This window comes from Rhodobacter sp. NSM (assembly GCF_052244495.1).
GTDB lineage: Bacteria > Pseudomonadota > Alphaproteobacteria > Rhodobacterales > Rhodobacteraceae > Cereibacter_A.
This window is the reverse complement of record NZ_JBQPXH010000005.1, coordinates 192961-210278: the sequence shown is the minus strand read 5'-3', so window position 1 is coordinate 210278 and position 17318 is coordinate 192961. Positions and strand designations below refer to the sequence as shown.

General features: G+C 66.7%; 15 protein-coding genes. 7 read left to right on the top strand and 8 right to left on the bottom strand.

What is annotated here, in order from left to right:
* The first annotated feature begins 11 nt into the window (after window positions 1-11).
* On the top strand, window positions 12-1658 hold the full coding sequence (locus ACTVZP_RS12590) for a methyl-accepting chemotaxis protein (protein ID WP_443212492.1): 1647 nt from the start codon (window positions 12-14) through the stop codon (window positions 1656-1658).
* Window positions 1659-1715: 57 nt separating this feature from the next.
* Here the strand turns inward: ACTVZP_RS12590 and ACTVZP_RS12585 are convergent, their stop codons facing one another.
* The gene (locus ACTVZP_RS12585; protein WP_443212491.1) at window positions 1716-1967 is read right to left on the bottom strand and encodes a hypothetical protein; all 252 of its coding nucleotides are present in this window, start codon (window positions 1965-1967) and stop codon (window positions 1716-1718) included.
* Window positions 1968-2392: 425 nt separating this feature from the next.
* Here ACTVZP_RS12585 and ACTVZP_RS12580 point away from each other — a divergent pair, with 425 nt between their 5' ends.
* The 3 genes from ACTVZP_RS12580 (at window position 2393) to ACTVZP_RS12570 (ending at window position 4968) form a co-directional block, all read left to right on the top strand.
* Window positions 2393-3562, top strand: coding sequence for an ABC1 kinase family protein (locus tag ACTVZP_RS12580; protein ID WP_443212490.1), 1170 nt, complete (start codon window positions 2393-2395; stop codon window positions 3560-3562).
* Between the two features lie 214 nt (window positions 3563-3776).
* Window positions 3777-4298 (top strand): lysozyme inhibitor LprI family protein, encoded by a 522-nt coding sequence (locus ACTVZP_RS12575; protein ID WP_443212489.1) that lies wholly within the window; start codon window positions 3777-3779, stop codon window positions 4296-4298.
* A 409-nt stretch (window positions 4299-4707) separates the two neighbouring features.
* The gene (locus ACTVZP_RS12570; RefSeq protein WP_443212488.1) at window positions 4708-4968 is read left to right on the top strand and encodes a WGR domain-containing protein; all 261 of its coding nucleotides are present in this window, start codon (window positions 4708-4710) and stop codon (window positions 4966-4968) included.
* Here the strand turns inward: ACTVZP_RS12570 and ACTVZP_RS12565 are convergent.
* The 4 genes from ACTVZP_RS12565 to ACTVZP_RS12550 all read right to left on the bottom strand — a co-directional run bounded on the left by ACTVZP_RS12565 (window position 4943) and on the right by ACTVZP_RS12550 (window position 7925).
* Window positions 4943-5290, bottom strand: coding sequence for a hypothetical protein (locus ACTVZP_RS12565; RefSeq protein WP_443212487.1), 348 nt, complete (start codon window positions 5288-5290; stop codon window positions 4943-4945). The two genes, ACTVZP_RS12570 and ACTVZP_RS12565, sit on opposite strands and share 26 nt — an antisense overlap.
* Window positions 5291-5566: 276 nt before the next feature.
* A complete protein-coding gene (locus ACTVZP_RS12560) occupies window positions 5567-6451 on the bottom strand; it encodes a DMT family transporter (protein ID WP_443212486.1) in 885 nt (294 codons plus the stop codon).
* A gap of 60 nt (window positions 6452-6511) precedes the next feature.
* Window positions 6512-7249 carry a helix-turn-helix domain-containing protein gene (locus ACTVZP_RS12555; protein WP_443212485.1) on the bottom strand — a complete coding sequence of 246 codons (738 nt, stop codon included), beginning with the start codon at window positions 7247-7249 and terminating at the stop codon, window positions 6512-6514.
* A gap of 301 nt (window positions 7250-7550) precedes the next feature.
* Entirely contained in the window at window positions 7551-7925 is a 375-nt protein-coding gene (locus ACTVZP_RS12550; protein WP_443212484.1) for a hypothetical protein, read from the bottom strand.
* A gap of 545 nt (window positions 7926-8470) precedes the next feature.
* On the opposite strand from ACTVZP_RS12550, the gene ACTVZP_RS12545 reads away from it, so the two are divergent.
* A complete protein-coding gene (locus ACTVZP_RS12545) occupies window positions 8471-10162 on the top strand; it encodes an FAD-dependent oxidoreductase (RefSeq protein ID WP_443212483.1) in 1692 nt (563 codons plus the stop codon).
* Between the two features lie 24 nt (window positions 10163-10186).
* On the opposite strand, the gene ACTVZP_RS12540 is transcribed toward ACTVZP_RS12545, so the two are convergent.
* On the bottom strand, window positions 10187-11845 hold the full coding sequence (locus ACTVZP_RS12540) for a methyl-accepting chemotaxis protein (RefSeq protein ID WP_443212482.1): 1659 nt from the start codon (window positions 11843-11845) through the stop codon (window positions 10187-10189).
* 564 nt (window positions 11846-12409) lie between these two features.
* On the opposite strand from ACTVZP_RS12540, the gene selD reads away from it, so the two are divergent.
* A complete protein-coding gene (gene selD, locus ACTVZP_RS12535; protein ID WP_443212481.1) occupies window positions 12410-13465 on the top strand; it encodes a selenide, water dikinase SelD in 1056 nt (351 codons plus the stop codon).
* 99 nt (window positions 13466-13564) lie between these two features.
* Here selD and ACTVZP_RS12530 read toward each other — a convergent pair whose 3' ends face one another.
* Window positions 13565-14002, bottom strand: coding sequence for a hypothetical protein (locus ACTVZP_RS12530; protein WP_443212480.1), 438 nt, complete (start codon window positions 14000-14002; stop codon window positions 13565-13567).
* Window positions 14003-14013: 11 nt separating this feature from the next.
* Window positions 14014-15456 carry a GMC oxidoreductase gene (locus tag ACTVZP_RS12525; RefSeq protein WP_443212479.1) on the bottom strand — a complete coding sequence of 481 codons (1443 nt, stop codon included), beginning with the start codon at window positions 15454-15456 and terminating at the stop codon, window positions 14014-14016.
* Between the two features lie 342 nt (window positions 15457-15798).
* Here ACTVZP_RS12525 and ACTVZP_RS12520 point away from each other — a divergent pair, with 342 nt between their 5' ends.
* The gene (locus ACTVZP_RS12520; protein ID WP_443212478.1) at window positions 15799-17313 is read left to right on the top strand and encodes a lipopolysaccharide biosynthesis protein; all 1515 of its coding nucleotides are present in this window, start codon (window positions 15799-15801) and stop codon (window positions 17311-17313) included.
* The last annotated feature ends 5 nt before the right edge of the window (window positions 17314-17318 follow it).

Below are 17318 nucleotides of genomic sequence, written 5' to 3'. Positions count from 1 at the left end.
AAAGTTCCGACATGAGATTTTCAATTCGCAGCAAGCTGGGTGTGACCTTCGCGGTCATTTTCGCCATGGCCGGCGGCACCAACCTTTACGCCCTCTACACGATCGATCGCCTGAGCGATGACATGACCGTCCTCGTCGAACGCGACTTCGAACGGGTGCGCCTTGCCGAGCGCCTGAACGCCGAGCAGCTGCGCATGAAGGGCGCGGTGCGCGACCATATGCTCTCGCCCGCCGCCGGGAAGGCCAAGGAGAGGGAGGCGGTGCAGGCAGCCCGCGCCAACATGCGCGAGGCCTTCGATGCGCTGGTGGCGGCGTCGCCGGCTGCGGACCAGCCGAAGCTCGTCGAATACGAGGATCTCTGGACTCAGTCCATCAAGGTGAACGACAAGGCGCTGCTGCTCTCGGACGAGGGACGCGGCGAAGAGGCGCGCAAGCTTCTCTGGGGCGACTACTTCACCCGTCTGCAGGCGACGCGGATGCATATCATGGAGGATCTGCGCGACCAGAACATCGCCCATCTTAAAGAGACCGAGGCCGCGGCCTCCCAGGCGCGGACGCTGACGATGATGCTCATCGTGGGCGCGATCGTCTCGGCCTCGGTGATCGCCTTCGCCATGGCCGGATGGCTGATCCTGACGATCGGTCGGGGGCTGGCGCGGGCACTGGCGGTCGCCCGGCGGGTGGCGGACGGAGATCTCACGGAGACCGCGGCGCTGCGCGGCAACGACGAGCTCAGCGACCTTCTGGCCGCGCTGAACGGGATGGTGCTGCGGCTCCGCGACGTGGTGGGCCGGGTCACCGCGGCGGTGGGTCAGGTCGCGGCGGGCAGCGCCGAAGTCGCCGCCACGTCCGAGCAGCTCAGTCAGGGTGCGAACGAGCAGGCCTCGGCCACGGTGCAGGCCTCGGCCTCGGTCGAGGAAATGGCGGCAACCATCAGGCAGAGCGCCGACAATTCCTCGCGGACCGAGAAGATGGCCTCGAAAGCGGCCCAGGCGGCGCGCGAAAGCGGCGGTGCGGTTTCGGGGGCGGTGGAGGACATGCGCTCGATCGCCGACAAGATCCTGGTGGTGCAGGAGATTGCACGCCAGACGGATCTTCTGGCGCTCAACGCCGCGGTCGAGGCGGCGCGTGCGGGCGAGCATGGCCGGGGCTTCGCCGTGGTTGCGGCCGAGGTGCGCAAGCTGGCCGAACGCAGCCAGGCCGCGGCGGCCGAGATCTCGCAGCTGTCCATCGGCACTGCGCGTTCCGCGGTCTCGGCGGGTCACATGATCGACGGGCTCGTTCCCGACATCGAAACGACGGCGCAGCTGGTTTCCGGGATTTCCATAGCTTCTCATGAGCTTGCAGCCGGGGCTTCACAGGTCAGCACGGCGATCCAGCAGCTCGACATCGTGACGCAGCAGAACACCGCAGCCGCGAGCGAACTTTCGGCGAGCGCCGCAGATCTGTCCGAGCGATCTGAGGATCTACGGGTGGCCGTCGGCTACTTCCGGATCGGTTCCTCTCCGGCCGATCCCGTCGCGTCCCCTCCGGTTGCCCGGCCAGAGCAGCGTCTGGAGGTGGTCGGCCCGCGCCGCGTTGCCTCTGGCGGGTTCGACTTTGCCCTGAACTCGGATGACGGCATTGATGTGGGGTTCGAGCGCGCCAAGGTCGCGTGATTCCGACACATCCGGATCAGGGGCGCGGCGCCGGAAGGCCCGCGCCCTTCTTCATTCTCATGTCAGTATGAGCAGAATGCTGATCAGCACCGATGCCACGACGATCAGCGGACCAGTCAACGAGAGCAGCGCATGCTCCGCCCTGATGGGGCCTTCTTCCTGACCTATGGTGGGTTCCCAGAAGGATGGGCCCGGACGCCAGGATTCCAGCCGATAGCTTGCCAGGGGGCGGATCGGACGCCGGCCATCGGCCTGCGGAACGGAGGCAGTCCAGGCGTGGCTCAGCGGGCGCGCAGCAGACGACATCATCTGATCCTCTTCTCCACTCTCATCGCCAAGGTCGGACACATCATTTCGCATAGGTTCAGAAGGATCCGCTCGTCTGTAGGTAGTTACAACTATCGATTGTAACCCTGCCTATCGGAAGGCGATAGAATGTCATTGTGACACAATCAAGGCGGATTGTTCCTTCGTGACCAAGTCACTGACGAAAGTGTGGGATCTGGTCAATTTGACACACCTCATCCTTGTGGAAAGGCCTTCACGGCCTACGTTTCCCACAATTCAGAAAGAGCATACCGAGAGTGTCCAAGCCGATCCCAGAACCCCGCGCCCTGGCGGTGCCCAGCGGCAGGATTTCCCGCCTTGCGCGATTCGGCGGATTGGCCTCTGGCATCGCCGGCAACGTGGCGTTGCATGGCGCGCGCCAACTCGCGCAGGGCAGGCGCCCCGCCATGAGCGACCTGATCCTGACGCCGGCAAACGTGTCGCGGCTGGCCGAGCAACTCTCGCAGATGCGCGGTGCTGCCATGAAGGTTGGCCAGCTGCTCTCGATGGACGCGGGTGAGATGCTGCCACCCGAACTCGCCGACATCCTCGCGCGACTGCGCGCCGAAGCGCATTACATGCCACCCCAGCAGCTGCGCAGCGTGCTGAACGCGGCTTGGGGCACCGATTGGCAGCGCCGCTTCCGCAGCTTCAACGTCCGGCCGATTGCGGCAGCCTCCATCGGGCAGGTCCATCGCGCGGTCACGAAGGGGGGCGAGGATCTCGCGATCAAGGTGCAGTATCCGGGCGTCCGGCGATCGATCGACAGCGATGTGGACAACGTCGCGACCCTCATGAAGATCGCGGGCCTCGTGCCGAAGGGGCTCGATATCGCGCCGATGCTGGCCGAGGCGAAGCGGCAGCTTCACGAGGAAGCCGATTACCAGCGTGAAGGACGGTGCCTGTCGCGCTTCAGGCTGCTCTTGCACGGAGCGCCAGAGTTTCGGGTGCCGGACCTGAACGCCGAACTCACGCGCCGTGACGTCCTCGCCATGAGCCATGTGGCCGGAGATCCGGTCGAGGATCTGGCCGATGCCCCACAGGATACGCGGGACCAGGTCATGCGGCGCCTGATCGGCCTGATGTTTCGGGAGTTGCTCGAGTTCGGTCTGATGCAAACCGACCCGAACTTTGCCAACTACCGCCACGATCCGGCGATGGGGCAGGTCGTGCTGCTCGACTTCGGCGCCACCCGCGAGGTGGAGACCGGGCTTGCCCAAGGCTACCGGCGGCTCCTGCGCGCGGGGCTCGACGGCGAGGCCGGGGCCATGCGCGAGGCCGTCTTTGACCTCGGCCTGATCTCGGGCGCGGTGCCGGCTGACCTGCAGATCCTGATGCTGCAGATGCTCGACATATCCATGGAGCCGTTGCGGAAGTCGTCCTTCGATTTCGCCAGCAACGATGTTGCCATGCGCCTGCGGGACCTCGGGATGGAGATCGCGGAGCGGCGTGAGATCCACCACCTGCCGCCGGTCGAGACCTTCTACATCCAGCGCAAGTTCGGAGGCATGTATCTTCTCGCCAGCCGCCTGCGGGCCCGCGTCGCGCTGCGCGAGTTGCTGGAGCCGCTGCTTTGATGCATGATTACATTAGCATTACAATAACTTGCAGGAGTATCCTGATCTGGCCCGGAAGGAAGTGCGGTTCCTGTGCAGACGGTCTTGCCGGACCGGCTCCTCTTTGTCCTGCCGCCGCGTGACCATGTCACGGGACGTCCTCCGCCGTCGCATCCTATGATTGCGCCGGCCGCGGCGGCCGCCGCGGCGGATCGTTCAGAAAGAGTGAAATGCCATGTTGTGTCCGCGCCCCTTGCCGCGTCTTCTCCTTGCCCTGATCCTTCTGGCTCCGACGGCGCTCGAGGCCCAGCCCATTCCGTTCCACTCCGAGACAACGGAAGATTGTCTGTCCGGCAAGAAGTCCGCAGGCCAGCGCGGGACATGCATCGGGCTTGCGGCCGATCAGTGCCACCGCGAGACCCGCGGCGCGACCGAGGTCGAGGTTGCGGCCTGCATGGCGGCGGAAGCCAACTGGTGGCGCGACCGCATGACAGCCGCCTATGCCGCCGCGATGAAAGAGGCGAAGCTTCGCGACGTCGAATTCGCCAAGTCGATCTCGCAGGGCGGCCCGCGCATGACAGAGGACCTCTCGAACATGCAGGACGCATGGAAGGACTGGAGCGAAAAGCGTTGTTTCTTCGAGGCAGTCCGCCGCCGCGGCAAGCCGGACCGCATGGTGGTTGCCTCCGAATGCCTCATGCGGCGCACGGCTGAACAGGCCCTGCTTCTGGAGGAGACGGCGGGCCGGAAGCGTTAGGCTGCGTCAGCCTGTCGCCCGAAGTCCTTGCCGGTCGTCAATGCGGGCGCTCGGCGTCAGCCTAGATTGACGCCACCGGCCGACTTCGATGCCTGCGCCAGAAGGCAACGCCCGGTCCGGCACCGGCAGAGGTAGAACTTGTCCCCAACCTCTGTCGGTGCCGTTGCCTGCGTCGAGGCAACCTTCTGCTTCATCCCTTGGCCGGCTGACGAAGGCGTCGGGGTTCTGCAGGGGGCCGGCCCCTGCGGCTCGGGCACGCGGAAGCTTCGTCGAGGATTGCGGCGACGCAAGGTTCCGGCACGACCGGGAACGACGGGTCGCGATGCGGAAGCGGCATCATCGGCATTGCGCACTTGCCAGATGGATCGATCCGCGGCTTGCTGGGCAAGTCGGCAGAGGAGGGGCCGCGATGGAAATCCGCCTCGAGAAGATCGATCCGGAGCAGAACTGCTTCCGATACTACCTGATCCGGCGCGACCGGGACCTGTTCGCGGGAGAGATACTCGTCGCTCATTGGGGACGTATCGGCAGCGTAGGCCGCATGGGCATGCGAGCCTCCGGATCACCCGAAGTCATCCGCATGGCTTGGGACAGGCTGGTGCAGCGGAAGCTCCGGCGAGGCTATGCCATCGCCGGAGCCGGGATCATGTCGGACGGCGCAGCGCCGTGACGCAGCGGACCGGAATGTGGAAATAGCGGCCGATCTGCTCATCGCTGAGGCCGAGGTCGGTGAGCGTGTCGATCACCTTGTCCGGGGACGGCGCCATGAGCACCTGTGCGCACAGACAGACCATGCTGCCATCGGCGTTCACCTCGCTTTGGCCGGGGCATAGTCCGGCCGCCTTCCAGATGCATCCGGACTCATCGAGCATGGCAATATCGTCTGGCTCGTCGCACGGATCCATCTCGGCTCTCGTATCTGCAGAGAGCGGAACGGGCGTCCTTCGGCTGCGGAACAGGGCTCGCCGCCGTTCGGTCGGTTCGGAAATCATGGGGCAGTCCTCCTCTTCCTGCACCATTGCCGCCGGAGCGACGCCGGAAGTTTCGCCGTTACCTAGCGGAAGTCAATCTTCATCTGCATGACACTCCGATGGCAATTGCATGTCAGCGTTAACTTTTCCTCTCCAAAGCGCTGATTCTCAAAGGCGGCGGGTCAAATCGAAGGTGATTCGCCGGCATGAGATTCCTGTGGGTAAAGCCAGGCAACTTCGGCCTCGTCCGCTTGGTGCGCAGGTCCCCGAGGTTGTGGGCCGCCGGCGAGTCTCGCCTCAGGGTGTGGCCGGCGCCCGCCGGGCCGGCGCCACTGTGACCAGTGCAAGCCCGACGAAAACCAGCAGGGCGCCGGTCAGACGCTGAACGGTCACGGCTTCGCCGACAACCCATATCGCCAGGATCCAGGCCGTCAGGGGCTCGACGAGTGACAGCGTGACGGCAGTCGAGGTGGCGATCCGGGCAAGACCACGGGTGAAGAGCGCATAGGCAAGCCCGGTCGAAACAGTTCCGAGGAAGAGCAGGGCAGGCCATGCATCCGGTTTCATGGACCATGCGACGGGCAGAAAGAGGAGGGCAGGGGCGGCAAGGCAGGCGGCGATGCCGAAGGTCGCCGCGGCGAGCGTCCCCGAAGGCACGCGTTCGCCGATCCGTCCGGTCGCCAGCGAGTAAGCCGCGTAGGAAGCCCCGGCCCCGGCCGCAAGCGCCACACCCGGCAGGGACGTCGTGTCGCCGCCCTCTGCCACCAGCAGCACCGCGCCGAGGATCGAGAGACCCTGCGCGACACCCTGCAGCGCCCCAGGAAGGCGGCGCAGCACGAGCACCTCGTAGACTGTGACCCACACCGGTGCGCTTCCGATTGCGATGGCGGTGCCTACGCCGACTCCGGCTTTCGTCACGGCAACGAAGAACAGGAGGTTGTAGAGGCCGATTGCAAGGCCCGCGGTCAGAACCGGTCGCCAGGGCAGATGGGCGAGGGCGCGTCTGCTCTCGGGCGTCGCCAATGCCATGAGGCCGAGGGTCGCCGCCCCCACTCCAAGTCGGATCGCCGCGACCACGAGAGGTTCGCGTTCGGGCGGCAGGAGGCTCTGGACCGTCCCGGTGGTGCCCCAGAGGATCGCGGCAAGGATGACGGCGAGGAGGCCAAGGGTGCGGGAGGGCATGGCATTGTCCTTGAGAGGTGTCGTCTGCTCATGCCTCGGGATGCGCGGCGCGTCTTTACCTTACGTTTCAGGTCTTGGGCCTTCCGTCCCGGAACAGAGGGTGCGCCAGGCTCCGGGCGTCCGCCCGGTCTCGCGCCGCATCGCCCGCGTCAGTGCTGCCTGATCCGAGAAGCCCAGATCGGCAGCAAGCTGTGCGAGCGGTTTCCGTCCGTCCCGAAGGGCACCCTGCGCGAGGGACAGCCGGATCGCGGTGAGGAAGCGGGCGGGCGTCGTGCCGCGCGCTTCGGCGAGCGCTCGATAGAGTTGCGAGCGGCTCATCCCGAGGTGCCGCGCCATTCGGCCGACGGGCCAGTCGGCAGCCGGTTCCTGCCGGATGGCGGCCTCGAGCCTCGTGAAGGGACAAGCGGGACGGCTCCGCTGCCAGAGGCTTCCCAGCAGAAGCCGCGCAAGCGGATCCGCTGCCGCTTCGGCAAGCGTGCCGTCCACCGATGACAGACCCGCGAACTCGACCAGACGCTTGGCGGCCTCCGGCATGGGCAGAAAGCGGCAATCGAGTGCGCGCTCGGGGAGCGCATCCGCTGGCAGATCGAGCACGAGCGAGCGATTGGTGCAGACGCCTGCCTGCGTATGACGCTCACCGGGCGCCACCAGCGCCGCAAGCGCCTGGGAGAGCCTTGCTCCACGCCCGCCGATCTCGATCTCGAGCGACCCGAGGATGGGCAGCACCAGCTGCGCGTGATCATGCGCATGCAGATCGCCTGTACCGACGTAGCTGCGGATATGAACGGCCCGGGACATGATCGCGATCCTGTTGCGCAACCTCCTTCTCCTGCCACGAAGGAGGCGGCGGAACCACCCTCATCTCGAAGGCTATGCCCCGCGGAACTCGTTGCTGTCTGAGGCGGGAGGCTCGTATGAGGAACGACGACTGCCCGGCCCATCACCTGTCATTACCGCTTATGTTACATAAGATGACTTATCGGATTTGGATTCCGCTTCCGGATTCACGCCCCGTCTGTCGCCTCTTGAGCGTATGGGACGATCAAGGCCCGAAGAAGCCCCTCTGAGCGAAGCTACGCCAGAGTCCTCACGCGAAGGCTCAGCCGCCCATTGCCTCGTCGTCGTCCGCGAAGGCGCCCAGGGGCGCGATCCGGTAGACCACATCCTTGCGCAGGACGCTGCCTTCCGCCTGCAGGTGCGAAAAAGCCGGGATCGGGATGAGTCGCAAGCCGCCGCCGTCCATCGGAAGGCCCGAGCCGAGCAGCCGATAGATCCCCAGATCGATGAGATCGAGCCGAAGCGTGTCCTGCCCCGGCAGGAACAGGACGAGCCGCAACTCGCGCGGCCCGGATGGTGCAATCGTGATCAGCATCCTGTCCTGAGGGGGCGCTTCCGGTGCCTCCCCGGCGATGCAGACCAGCGCCCGATACCGGGCAAGGCCATTGCGAAGATAGTCGGCGAGCGCAGAGGCCACGACGCCCGCGTCCGGAACCTCCTCCTCCGTCAGCCAGTGCGACGGCGGCGCCGGGACGTGTGGATGGGGCGCTCCTCCTGCATGGGATGGGTGCCCTGCCGCGGACGTGCCATGCGGTGCCGCCACGACTGCGCGAGGGCCAGCCCGACCGGGCGCGGTTCGGACCCCTTCGGCCGCCTGCGGCGCTGTCTGCATCGGCAGAACGGACATCCCCTCACTCGGCATCACTGCACCTCGTCACATGCGCGGGCAAGCCTGTCGGCGACATCCGCAATTTCTACAATACAGGTCTCAACGTTCGAGGTAGTTACGCGGTGCCATCGGACACCCCGGGCATTTTGCCGCAGAACCACAAGCGTCGACGTGGCACCTCTGCCCGCAATTGCAGCATCCGCGCGATCGGGTCTCATCGGCCGTGTCGTGGCCTCTGCAAGGCCCGCGCCATTCGCGACAGAGGCATGCATGCGACATTTTGCCGGGTCATGCCGCAGCTTTCCGTTCCACAAGGTATCGCCCCCTCACTGGCGGGGAAGGGTGCGAAGACTATGCTGGCCACCTCAATCAGGAGAATCGTCGTGACCTCACGGATCGTGGTCTTGGGCGGGGGCTTCGGCGGAATGTATGCCGCACGGGCCCTCAAGCGCCGGCTCGGCGCGGCCGCCGAAATCGAACTGGTGAATGCCGAGAACTACTTCGTCTTCCAGCCGCTGCTGCCCGAGGTGGGCGCAGGCTCCATCACTCCGGCGCATGCGGTCTCCCCGCTCCGGTTCCTTCTTCGGGACGTCTTCGTGCGCAAGGCCGTGGTGGACAGTGTCGATTTCCAGCGCCGGGTTGTCACCGTCTTTCAGGGCGTGCAGCGGCGGCCGACCGAGATCGCCTACGATCATCTCGTGATCGCGCTCGGGCAGTCGGCAGACCTCTCGCGCATGCCGGGGCTCGAGGAGCATGCGCTGACCATGCGCACGCTCGAAGATGCGCGCCGCTTGCGCGCGCATGTGATCGGCCAGCTCGAGCATGCGCAGATCACCCGCCTGCCCGAGGTGAAGCGCAGTGCGCTGACCTTCTGCGTCGTGGGCGGCGGCTTCTCGGGGATCGAGACGGCGGGTGAGATGAAGGACCTCATCGACCGCTCGCTGAAGTTCTATCCCGACATCGATCCATCCGAGGTTCGCATGATCGTGCTGGAGTTCGCGGATCGGATCCTGGGCGAGATGTCCCCCGGTCTCGCCGACTACGCGACCCGGACGCTTCGCGAGCGCGGGATCGAGGTGAAGCTCAAGACGGGTGTCGCCAGTGCGACCGGAACGCAACTGGTAACCAGCAGCGAAGAGGTGATCGACACGCGCACCATCGTGGCCACGATCGGCAACGCCCCCTCGCCTGTCGTCCGCCGCATGGGCCTGCCTTCGGAGCGCGGCCGTATCACCGTCGACCGCACGCTTGCAGTGAAGGGCCAGACCGGCGTCTGGGCGCTCGGCGACTGCGCCCTGATCGCGCTGAAGGATGCGCCCGAAGGACCCCGCGATTATGCCCCGCCGACTGCACAGTTCGCCGTGCGAGAGGCAGAGCAACTGGCCGAGAATATCGCGGCCACGATCGAAGGCGGCTCGCCCCGCCCGTTCGAATACCGCTCCAAGGGCGCCCTCGCCTCGCTCGGCGCCCGCAAGGGTGTCGCGCAGGTCTTCGGGATCGAGTTGAAGGGCTTTCCCGCCTGGCTGCTCTGGCGCTTCTACTACCTGGCCTTCCTGCCCGGCCTCACGACACGCGCCTTCGTGCTGATCAACTGGTTCATGGACGGGCTCAGTCCGCGCAGCGTCGTGCAGCTCAACACGCGCTCGGTGCCGCCGACGCGGTATGTCCGCTATCGGGCCGGAGACGTGATCTACGAGATCGGAAACCGGTCTGACGGCTTTTACACCGTCGTCACGGGCTCGGTCGAGATGACCCGGCCCGACCCGGAGACGGGTCTGACCCAGACCCGCACGATCGGCCCCGGCGGCCATTTCGGCGAGCGGCTGATCCTCGGCGCGACCCGGAGGCATACGAGCGTGCGGGCGATCGAGGACACGAAGGTGCTGGTGATGGACCGTGACGAGTTCCTGAAGCTCGCCGACAGCTTCGAGGCGTTCAGGGACTATTTCGCACCGTATCTGGCGAAGCACGGAATGACGTTGCCGCCCGTCGGGTCGACGGACGGCAAGGCGGCTGCGAAACCGGTTTCGGTCGAGGGGAAGTGACCCGTTGCCCGGTCGCGTCCGCGGTCAATGGCTCTGGCGCTGGAAGGCTTGATCGAGATTGTCGTCACCGCCGTCGAGGCTGAAGCTGAAGCCCCCGGAGGCGACTTTCCGTTGCGGAGCCTGAGCTTCCGGTTCCGAGCGGCCGCCCTGCACGACGCGCAGCTGCGGCGCCGGAGCGGCCGGTTGCGCAGTCTCGCTCAGCCGGAAGAAGTTCACGGTCCCTTGGAGCCGTTCCGCCTGGCCCGACAGTTCGTTTGCACCGCCGGCGAGTTCCTGCGAGGCGGCGCTGTTCTGCTGGGTGACCTTGTCGAGCTGCTGGATCGCTGTCGCCACCTGCTGCGCGCCCGCAGCCAGTTCGCGCGACGCCACCGAGATGTCCGTCACAAGGCGCGACGTGTGCTCGATGTCGGGCACGAGCTGGTTCAGCATCTCGCCTGCGCCGGTCGCCGCGCGCACGGTGCCTGCGGAGAGGGAGGAAATCTCGGCCGCCGCGGTCTGGCTGCGCTCGGCAAGCTTGCGCACCTCGGCCGCCACCACCGCAAAGCCGCGGCCATGCTCGCCCGCCCGGGCCGCCTCGACTGCCGCGTTGAGCGCGAGAAGGTCCGTCTGGCGCGCGATCTCCTGCACGACCATGATCTTGTCGGCGATCGAGCGCATGGCGGTCACCGCCTCGCCCACCGCCTGGCCTGAGGCGCGCGCATCTTCCGCAGCCTTCACCGCCATCCGTTCGGTCTGCGATGCGTTGTCCGAGGCCTGCTTGATGTTCGCGGCCATCTGTTCGACGGAAGCCGACGCCTCCTCGGTGGCCGAGGCCTGCTCATTCGCACCCTGGCTCAGCTGCTCGGAGGTCGCCGCCATTTCGCCGCTGCCCGATGCGACCTGGCGCGCCACGACGGTGACGCCGCCCACGACTTCCCGGAGCTTCTCGACCATCGCGTTGTTGGACCGGAGAAGTTCCGAGATCTCGTCACGGCCACGCGCGTCGGCGGTCTCGCTCAGATCTCCGGCCGCCACGCGCTTCGACAGGTCGATCGCCTTCTGCAGGCCGCGGCCGATCGAAAGGGTGATCAGCAGGGCCGCCGTCGTGCCCACCACGCCTGCGAGAACGAACATTCCGATGAGCATCGTGCGGGCCCGGGCCGTTTGAGCGCTCGCCTGCGCCCTGCTTTCGGCGAGTTCCCGCTGCTGGTTCTCGACGAGCGACCGGACGAGACCCTCGCGCTTCTGCTGCATCGCGAGATAGTCCGTGTCGAGAAGCAGTTTCCGCGCCGCATCGAGGTCGTTCTTCTTCGAGAACTCGACGGCCGCCTGGTTCACTTTCGTGATCGTCTGGCGCAGGGCGCTGTATTCGTCGAGGAGCGCGCGGTTCTCGGGGCTGAGATTGGCCGCATCGAGGACCTCCATTGCGGCCTTCTGGTCGGCACGGGCCGCGGCCATCTCGTCTTCCTGCTTACGCATCGCGGCCTCGCCGACGCTGACGAGATGCTCGCGGATTGCGGCCTTCAGGCGGAGCTGCGCCGAGTTCAGCGCCTCGGCCTTGAGGGCGATCTGCACCTCGCTGTCGATCATGTCTTCGATCTGTGCATCGAGATTGTTGAAGCCGCGGTAGGCAACGACACCCGCGACGCCGGAAAGAAGGAACACCGCGAGGAATGCTGCGGCGAGCTTGAGCTTGATGGTCATGGGGAGCCTCTGAATCCTCGCAATGAACTTGCACCTGCATTGCTTTTCGCGCCGTGTCCGGTCCACCGATCCACCTGTATGGAGCATGGGATCAGGTGGAGTGTCGCCATCCCGAGTGCGAGTTGACGCATCCCTCCGGCAGGAGGACCCATGCGAAGGAGAGAGTTGACAGGGCTGTTATCGCTTGAAGAGGTAAATGATTGGTCAGCGCGCTTGCGCGTGCTGCCCCGGCAGCGCGGACCGCTACGGAACAATCGTGCGACCACGATTCGCTGCCTTCGGGCAGGTCCTGGTGGGGTGGCCGTTCCAGCCTTCGCGAACGCCGGATCGGCGATCTGCCTGCGCTGGCCGGACAGCCCCGGCCAGTCGCCTATCCCCGGAAGCGTCGTGCGAGTGGGGCGTCACCGTGATCGTCGGCCCGGTTCCTGCCCGCGCTGTCCGGCGCAGAACCCCGGCATCGATCCGGTGACGCCATCCGGCGGACCGCCGAGTTGACTTGCCCCCTCAACCGCTACATCCCTGTGCCGGGGCCTCGTGACCGCCCCGTTTCCGAAGGGACGACCCATGGCCGACAGACCCGCGACCGAGCCGAAGCTGACCTCTCTCGCGCATGGCGGCGGCTGCGGCTGCAAGATTGCGCCGGGCGTCCTGACGGAGCTGCTGCGCAACGCCCCTGCCCTGCCCGTGCCCGAGGAATTGCTGATCGGGACCGCGACCTCGGACGATGCGGCGGTCTGGCGGCTGAACGACACGCAGGCTCTCGTCGCCACGACCGACTTCTTCATGCCGATCGTCGACGATCCCTTCGACTTCGGCCGCATCGCCGCGACCAACGCGATCAGCGACGTTTACGCGATGGGCGGACAGCCCATCATGGCGCTTGCGCTGGTGGGCATGCCGATTTCAGTCCTGTCGCGCGAGACCATCGGGCGGATCCTCGCAGGTGGTGCCGCGGCCTGCGCCGACGCAGGCATTCCCATCTCGGGCGGGCACACCATCGACTCGGTCGAGCCGATCTACGGTCTGGTGGCGCTCGGCCTCGTTCATCCCGACCGGCTCCGCAGCAATGCCGCGGCGCGCCCCGGCGACCGGCTGGTGCTTGGCAAGCCCATCGGCACGGGGATCCTCTCGGCCGCATTGAAGAAGGGCGAACTCGATGCTGCGGGCTATGCCGAGATGATTGCCACGACCACCCGGCTGAACACGCCGGGCCCGGATCTCGCGGCGCTCGACGGCGTCCATGCGCTGACCGATGTCACCGGCTTCGGTCTCGGCGGTCATGCGCTCGAGATGGCGCGCGGCGCCGGGGTCACGATGCGGATCGACTGGTCGCGCGTGCCCGTGATGCCCCCCGTGCGCGGTCTGCTGGCGCGCGGCTTCGTCACCGGGGCCTCGGGTCGCAACTGGGACAGCTACGGCGACGGGATCTCCCTCTGCGATGCCTTCCCCGAAGCCGAGCGAGCCCTTCTGACGGATCCGCAAACGAGCGGCGGTCTCCTCGTCTCCTGCGCGCCGGAGGTGGTAGCCGACGTTCTGGCGGTGTTTTCGCGGCACGGCTTCGACACGGCAGTCGAGATCGGCGACGTGATCGAGGGTCAACCGAGCCTGAAGATCATCTGACATCGTCGCGAGCCATGTCCGGCCAAGCGCCGAGACTTGCAATCATCGTGCGATGACAGGCGCTTGCGCAAATATCTTGAGGTTACGCATGAAGTATCGTCACGCCATCTCGAACGTCGCGTAGGGGTTCAGGCAGGCGGTCGGGCCGATGAAGACCACCTGCTCCTCCGGCCCGTTCCTCATTGCGACGCTCGTCATCTGCACCGCATCACCGAGCACATGACGCTCGAACTGCTCGAGCCTCGCCGCACGCTCGTCGGGCAGAAGATCCAGCGCCGACCTGTCCAGGCCCGCCTCATGGGCGGTCGCATAGGCGGCGGCGAGCTTCCAGGGCGGCTCGATCCACGGTCGCCGCTCGAGGCTCGCGGCCGTCAACGCCTCGACATCCGCCTCATCCATCCGCAGCGGGCCGAAGTGACGTTCGAGCACCGAACGGACCAGATCCTCGGGGCGGCGCGTGAGCGTGTAGCCACCCGCCGCCGCAAGGGCTGCGGTCGCGGTTGCAAGCTGGAGGGCACGTCGGCGGCTCAGTTTCATCGGAGGCTCCGTCAGGCGAGAAGGTCGGCCGCGCGCAGCGACAGGGCGGCGGCCGTCAGCGATGGGTTGGCGGCCGAGCAGGTCGGGAAGGTGCTCGTGCCGACCACGACGAGGTTGCGCAAGCGGTGGTGAACGAGGCCCCCGTCCACCACGGAGGTTCCCGGATCACGCCCCATCCGGAGCGTCCCCTGCAGATGCGACTCGGTTTCCCGGATGCCGTGGTCGAGGATCCTCTCGACCGGCAGCGGGGCGAGCAGATCGGACAGGGCGGCCTTGGCACGCTCCATTCCCTTCAGGGCGTAATCGGACGGCCCGTGGTAGTCGATGAAGGCCCGCCCCTCCCCGTCGAGCGTGACGCGGTTGCGATCCTCGGGCAGATCCTCGGTCACGATCACCAGCGGCAGCGTCTGGCGCATCCGTCCGGCTCCGAGGCGCATCCCGTGCGACCATCGGTTCTCGAAATAGACCAGGGCTGCACCGCTGTCCTTGCGATGCGGCCCGTCATAGAGGCTGAAGTCGAGCCCCGTGGTGATCGTGCTGCCGCCGAAATTGTCGACGCCATCGAGCCAGGCCTCCATTGACCAGCCGTAGGATTCGTGAAGCCCCACCCCGGTGAGGCCGCCGCCCAGATCCGACCGGAGCAGGATCGCCGGGCTGTGGATCGCATTGGCACCCAGCACGAACAGGTCCCCCGTCACCCTGTGCTCGTGCCCCTCGGCATCCGCGAAGATCGCAGCACCCACCGACGAGCCCGCGGACTCGAAGCGGCGCACCTCGGCCTGAAGGCAAAGGGTCACGTCCTCCGCCTCGTAGAGCGGCACGAGCCCGTTGTTTGCCGTGAACTTCGCGTCCGCCGGGCAGATCTGGCAGCGCAGCGAGGCGCAGCAGGCCGCCCGCGTCTCGGTGGCCACGCGGGCCCGGGCGGTCGGCATCGCGAAATGCGTGTCCGGCCGGGCCTCCTTCATCAGCCGGTCCGGGTCGGGCATCCGGTGCGGGGGCTGCGGAAAGTCACGCGAACGCGGCATGATGCGCGCCATGTCCGGGTCTCCCGACACGGCCATGATCTCCTCGGCGTCGCACCAATAGGGTTCAAGGTCGCCGTAGGTGACCGGCCAGTCCTGCGCCACGCCGTGCTCGGTCCTTAGCCGGAAGTCGCCCGGATGGAGCCGCGGCGTCTGGGCGAACCAGCAGTTGGTGCCCCCGCCGAACCCGATGGTGAAGTTCCAGGGCTTCCGGGAGTTCGTCGCATAGGTGTCGCTGTCGGTGACGGGCGAATTCCTTCCCTCCTCCAGCTGCCAGTCATGTGTCGCATGCCCGCCCCATTCAAGGACCAGCACACGGCGACCGGGTTTCCGCATCAGCCCGTGCAGAAAGAACGAGGAGCCGAAACCCGATCCCACGATCACCACGTCGAAATGCTCGCCGGCGACACTGTCGGCGGATGCCAGGTTCATCTGTTTCATCTCCGGATTGCTGCCTGCCACCCTGAGGCGAGCAGACCCGGACTGTCCATGCAGGAAGCGCCTGATCGGCAATCACTTGCCGGTGTGACTTGCAACCGCAGCGCGATTGTGCTTGTGCAGCGAGCAATTGCACTATGTTCGGGCAACGGCAAGAACCCGCACAGCGCGGTCTGGAGGCGGGGTTGCACGCAAGGGAACTTTGCTCCTCTTTTGGGGCTTCAGTCGAAAGCTGCGAGATCAGGTGCCGGTTCCGTGCCGGAACCTGCCGTGGAACCGAGGGAGTCAATTCTCGATGCGATCAGATCTGATCGCTGCCGCCGGACGGATGATCCGGTGAGCGGCGCATATCGGTTCGATCCGCCGCCGGGGTCGCTGCGCGCCTCGGTCGGCCGCGGTGCGATGGCGATCGGCGCCTCGCAGGCGGTCATGGTCGCCACGCAGATCGCGTCGGTCGTCATTCTGTCGCGCCTGCTCGCGCCCGAGGAGTTCGGCCTCGTCGCCATGTGTGCACCGGTGCTGGCCCTGATCGGGATGCTGCAGGATTTCGGTCTGGTGCAGGCGACCGTGCAGAAGCCAGGGTTGCGGCACGAGGAGGTGAACTTCCTCTTCTGGGTCAATGTCGCGCTCTCGGTGACGCTCGCCCTCCTCCTGCTGATGATCTCGCCCCTCGTCGCACTGTTCTATCAGGAGCCGCGGATCGGGCCGCTCATCGCCGCGATGGCGCTGATCGTGGCGGCGAACGGGCTCGGGGCGCAGCATGCGGCGCTCCTGAACCGGCGGATGGAATATGGCCGCATCGCCATCATCGGCGTCGTGGGCGCGGTCGCCGGACTAGCCGCCGCGACTGTCTGGGCAATGGTGCAACCGAGCTACTGGGCCCTCTTCGGCGGCCAGCTCGTGGGCACCCTGCTGCCGACCGGCCTCATGTGGCTCGCCTCGCGCTGGCGGCCGGGCCTGCCCCGAGGGGCCGAGGGCGGCCGGGCGCTCATCGGCTTCGGCGCGGGCATCACGGGCTTCAACTTCGCGAACTTCTTCGCGCGCAATCTCGACAATGTGCTGATCGGCCGTGTCTGGGGCGGCGTGCAGCTCGGCCTCTACGACCGGGCCTACAAGCTGCTGCTCATGCCGCTGAACCAGGTGGCCAATCCGCTGTCGAAGGTGATGATCCCCGCGCTCTCGCGGATGCTGGACGAGCCTGACCGCTACCGGAGCGCCTACCTGCGCGTGCTGTCGCTTTCGCTCCTCCTCGTGCTGCCCGGCGTGGCGGCCGCTGCCGCAATGGCGGACATCCTGATCCCCTTCGCCCTCGGCGAGCAATGGGCGGGCAGCGCGCCGATCTTCATGGCGCTCGGCTTTGCCGGGCTTCTGCAGCCGCTGAACAACCCGGCAGGCTGGCTCTTCATCAGCCAGGGGCGGTCGACCGAGTTCATGTACTGGGGTTTCGCCACGGCGGCCTTCGCAGTCGTGGCCTTCGTTCTCGGTCTGCCCTACGGGGCGCTCGGCGTGGCCATCGCCTATTCGGTCAGCGAGTATCTGAAGACGCCCGTTCTCTGGCTTTACATTGGCCGGCGCGGCGCGGTCGGCGCGGGCGACGTCGCCCGCACCTGCGGACCGCTGGTCGCGGCCGCGCATGCGGCACTGGGGATCGTCTGGCTGGCGCAACCCTGGTTGTCCGAGGGGCGCCTCTTGGCGCTGCTCGAAGGCGCCGCGGTGGCCTATGTCACAACGATCCTTCTCATCTTTCCCTTTCCCCAGGGGCGCGAGGTCTTGCGCGAAGCCTGGTCGCTGGCACGCGGCGGCGTCCTGCGGCTCCGCACCCGAACCATGAGCCGCCTCACGCCCGGCTGACGAGG

Coding starts and splice junctions, on each gene's coding strand:
- ACTVZP_RS12570 (WP_443212488.1), top strand. CDS start 4,708: ATGGAAATCCGCCTCGAGAAGATCGATCCGGAGCAGAACTGCTTCCGA.
- ACTVZP_RS12540 (WP_443212482.1), bottom strand. CDS start 11,845: ATGACCATCAAGCTCAAGCTCGCCGCAGCATTCCTCGCGGTGTTCCTT.
- ACTVZP_RS12530 (WP_443212480.1), bottom strand. CDS start 14,002: ATGAAACTGAGCCGCCGACGTGCCCTCCAGCTTGCAACCGCGACCGCA.
- ACTVZP_RS12575 (WP_443212489.1), top strand. CDS start 3,777: ATGTTGTGTCCGCGCCCCTTGCCGCGTCTTCTCCTTGCCCTGATCCTT.
- ACTVZP_RS12585 (WP_443212491.1), bottom strand. CDS start 1,967: ATGATGTCGTCTGCTGCGCGCCCGCTGAGCCACGCCTGGACTGCCTCC.
- ACTVZP_RS12590 (WP_443212492.1), top strand. CDS start 12: ATGAGATTTTCAATTCGCAGCAAGCTGGGTGTGACCTTCGCGGTCATT.
- ACTVZP_RS12545 (WP_443212483.1), top strand. CDS start 8,471: ATGCTGGCCACCTCAATCAGGAGAATCGTCGTGACCTCACGGATCGTG.
- ACTVZP_RS12565 (WP_443212487.1), bottom strand. CDS start 5,290: ATGATTTCCGAACCGACCGAACGGCGGCGAGCCCTGTTCCGCAGCCGA.
- ACTVZP_RS12555 (WP_443212485.1), bottom strand. CDS start 7,249: ATGTCCCGGGCCGTTCATATCCGCAGCTACGTCGGTACAGGCGATCTG.
- ACTVZP_RS12525 (WP_443212479.1), bottom strand. CDS start 15,456: ATGAACCTGGCATCCGCCGACAGTGTCGCCGGCGAGCATTTCGACGTG.
- ACTVZP_RS12580 (WP_443212490.1), top strand. CDS start 2,393: ATGAGCGACCTGATCCTGACGCCGGCAAACGTGTCGCGGCTGGCCGAG.
- selD (WP_443212481.1), top strand. CDS start 12,410: ATGGCCGACAGACCCGCGACCGAGCCGAAGCTGACCTCTCTCGCGCAT.
- ACTVZP_RS12560 (WP_443212486.1), bottom strand. CDS start 6,451: ATGCCCTCCCGCACCCTTGGCCTCCTCGCCGTCATCCTTGCCGCGATC.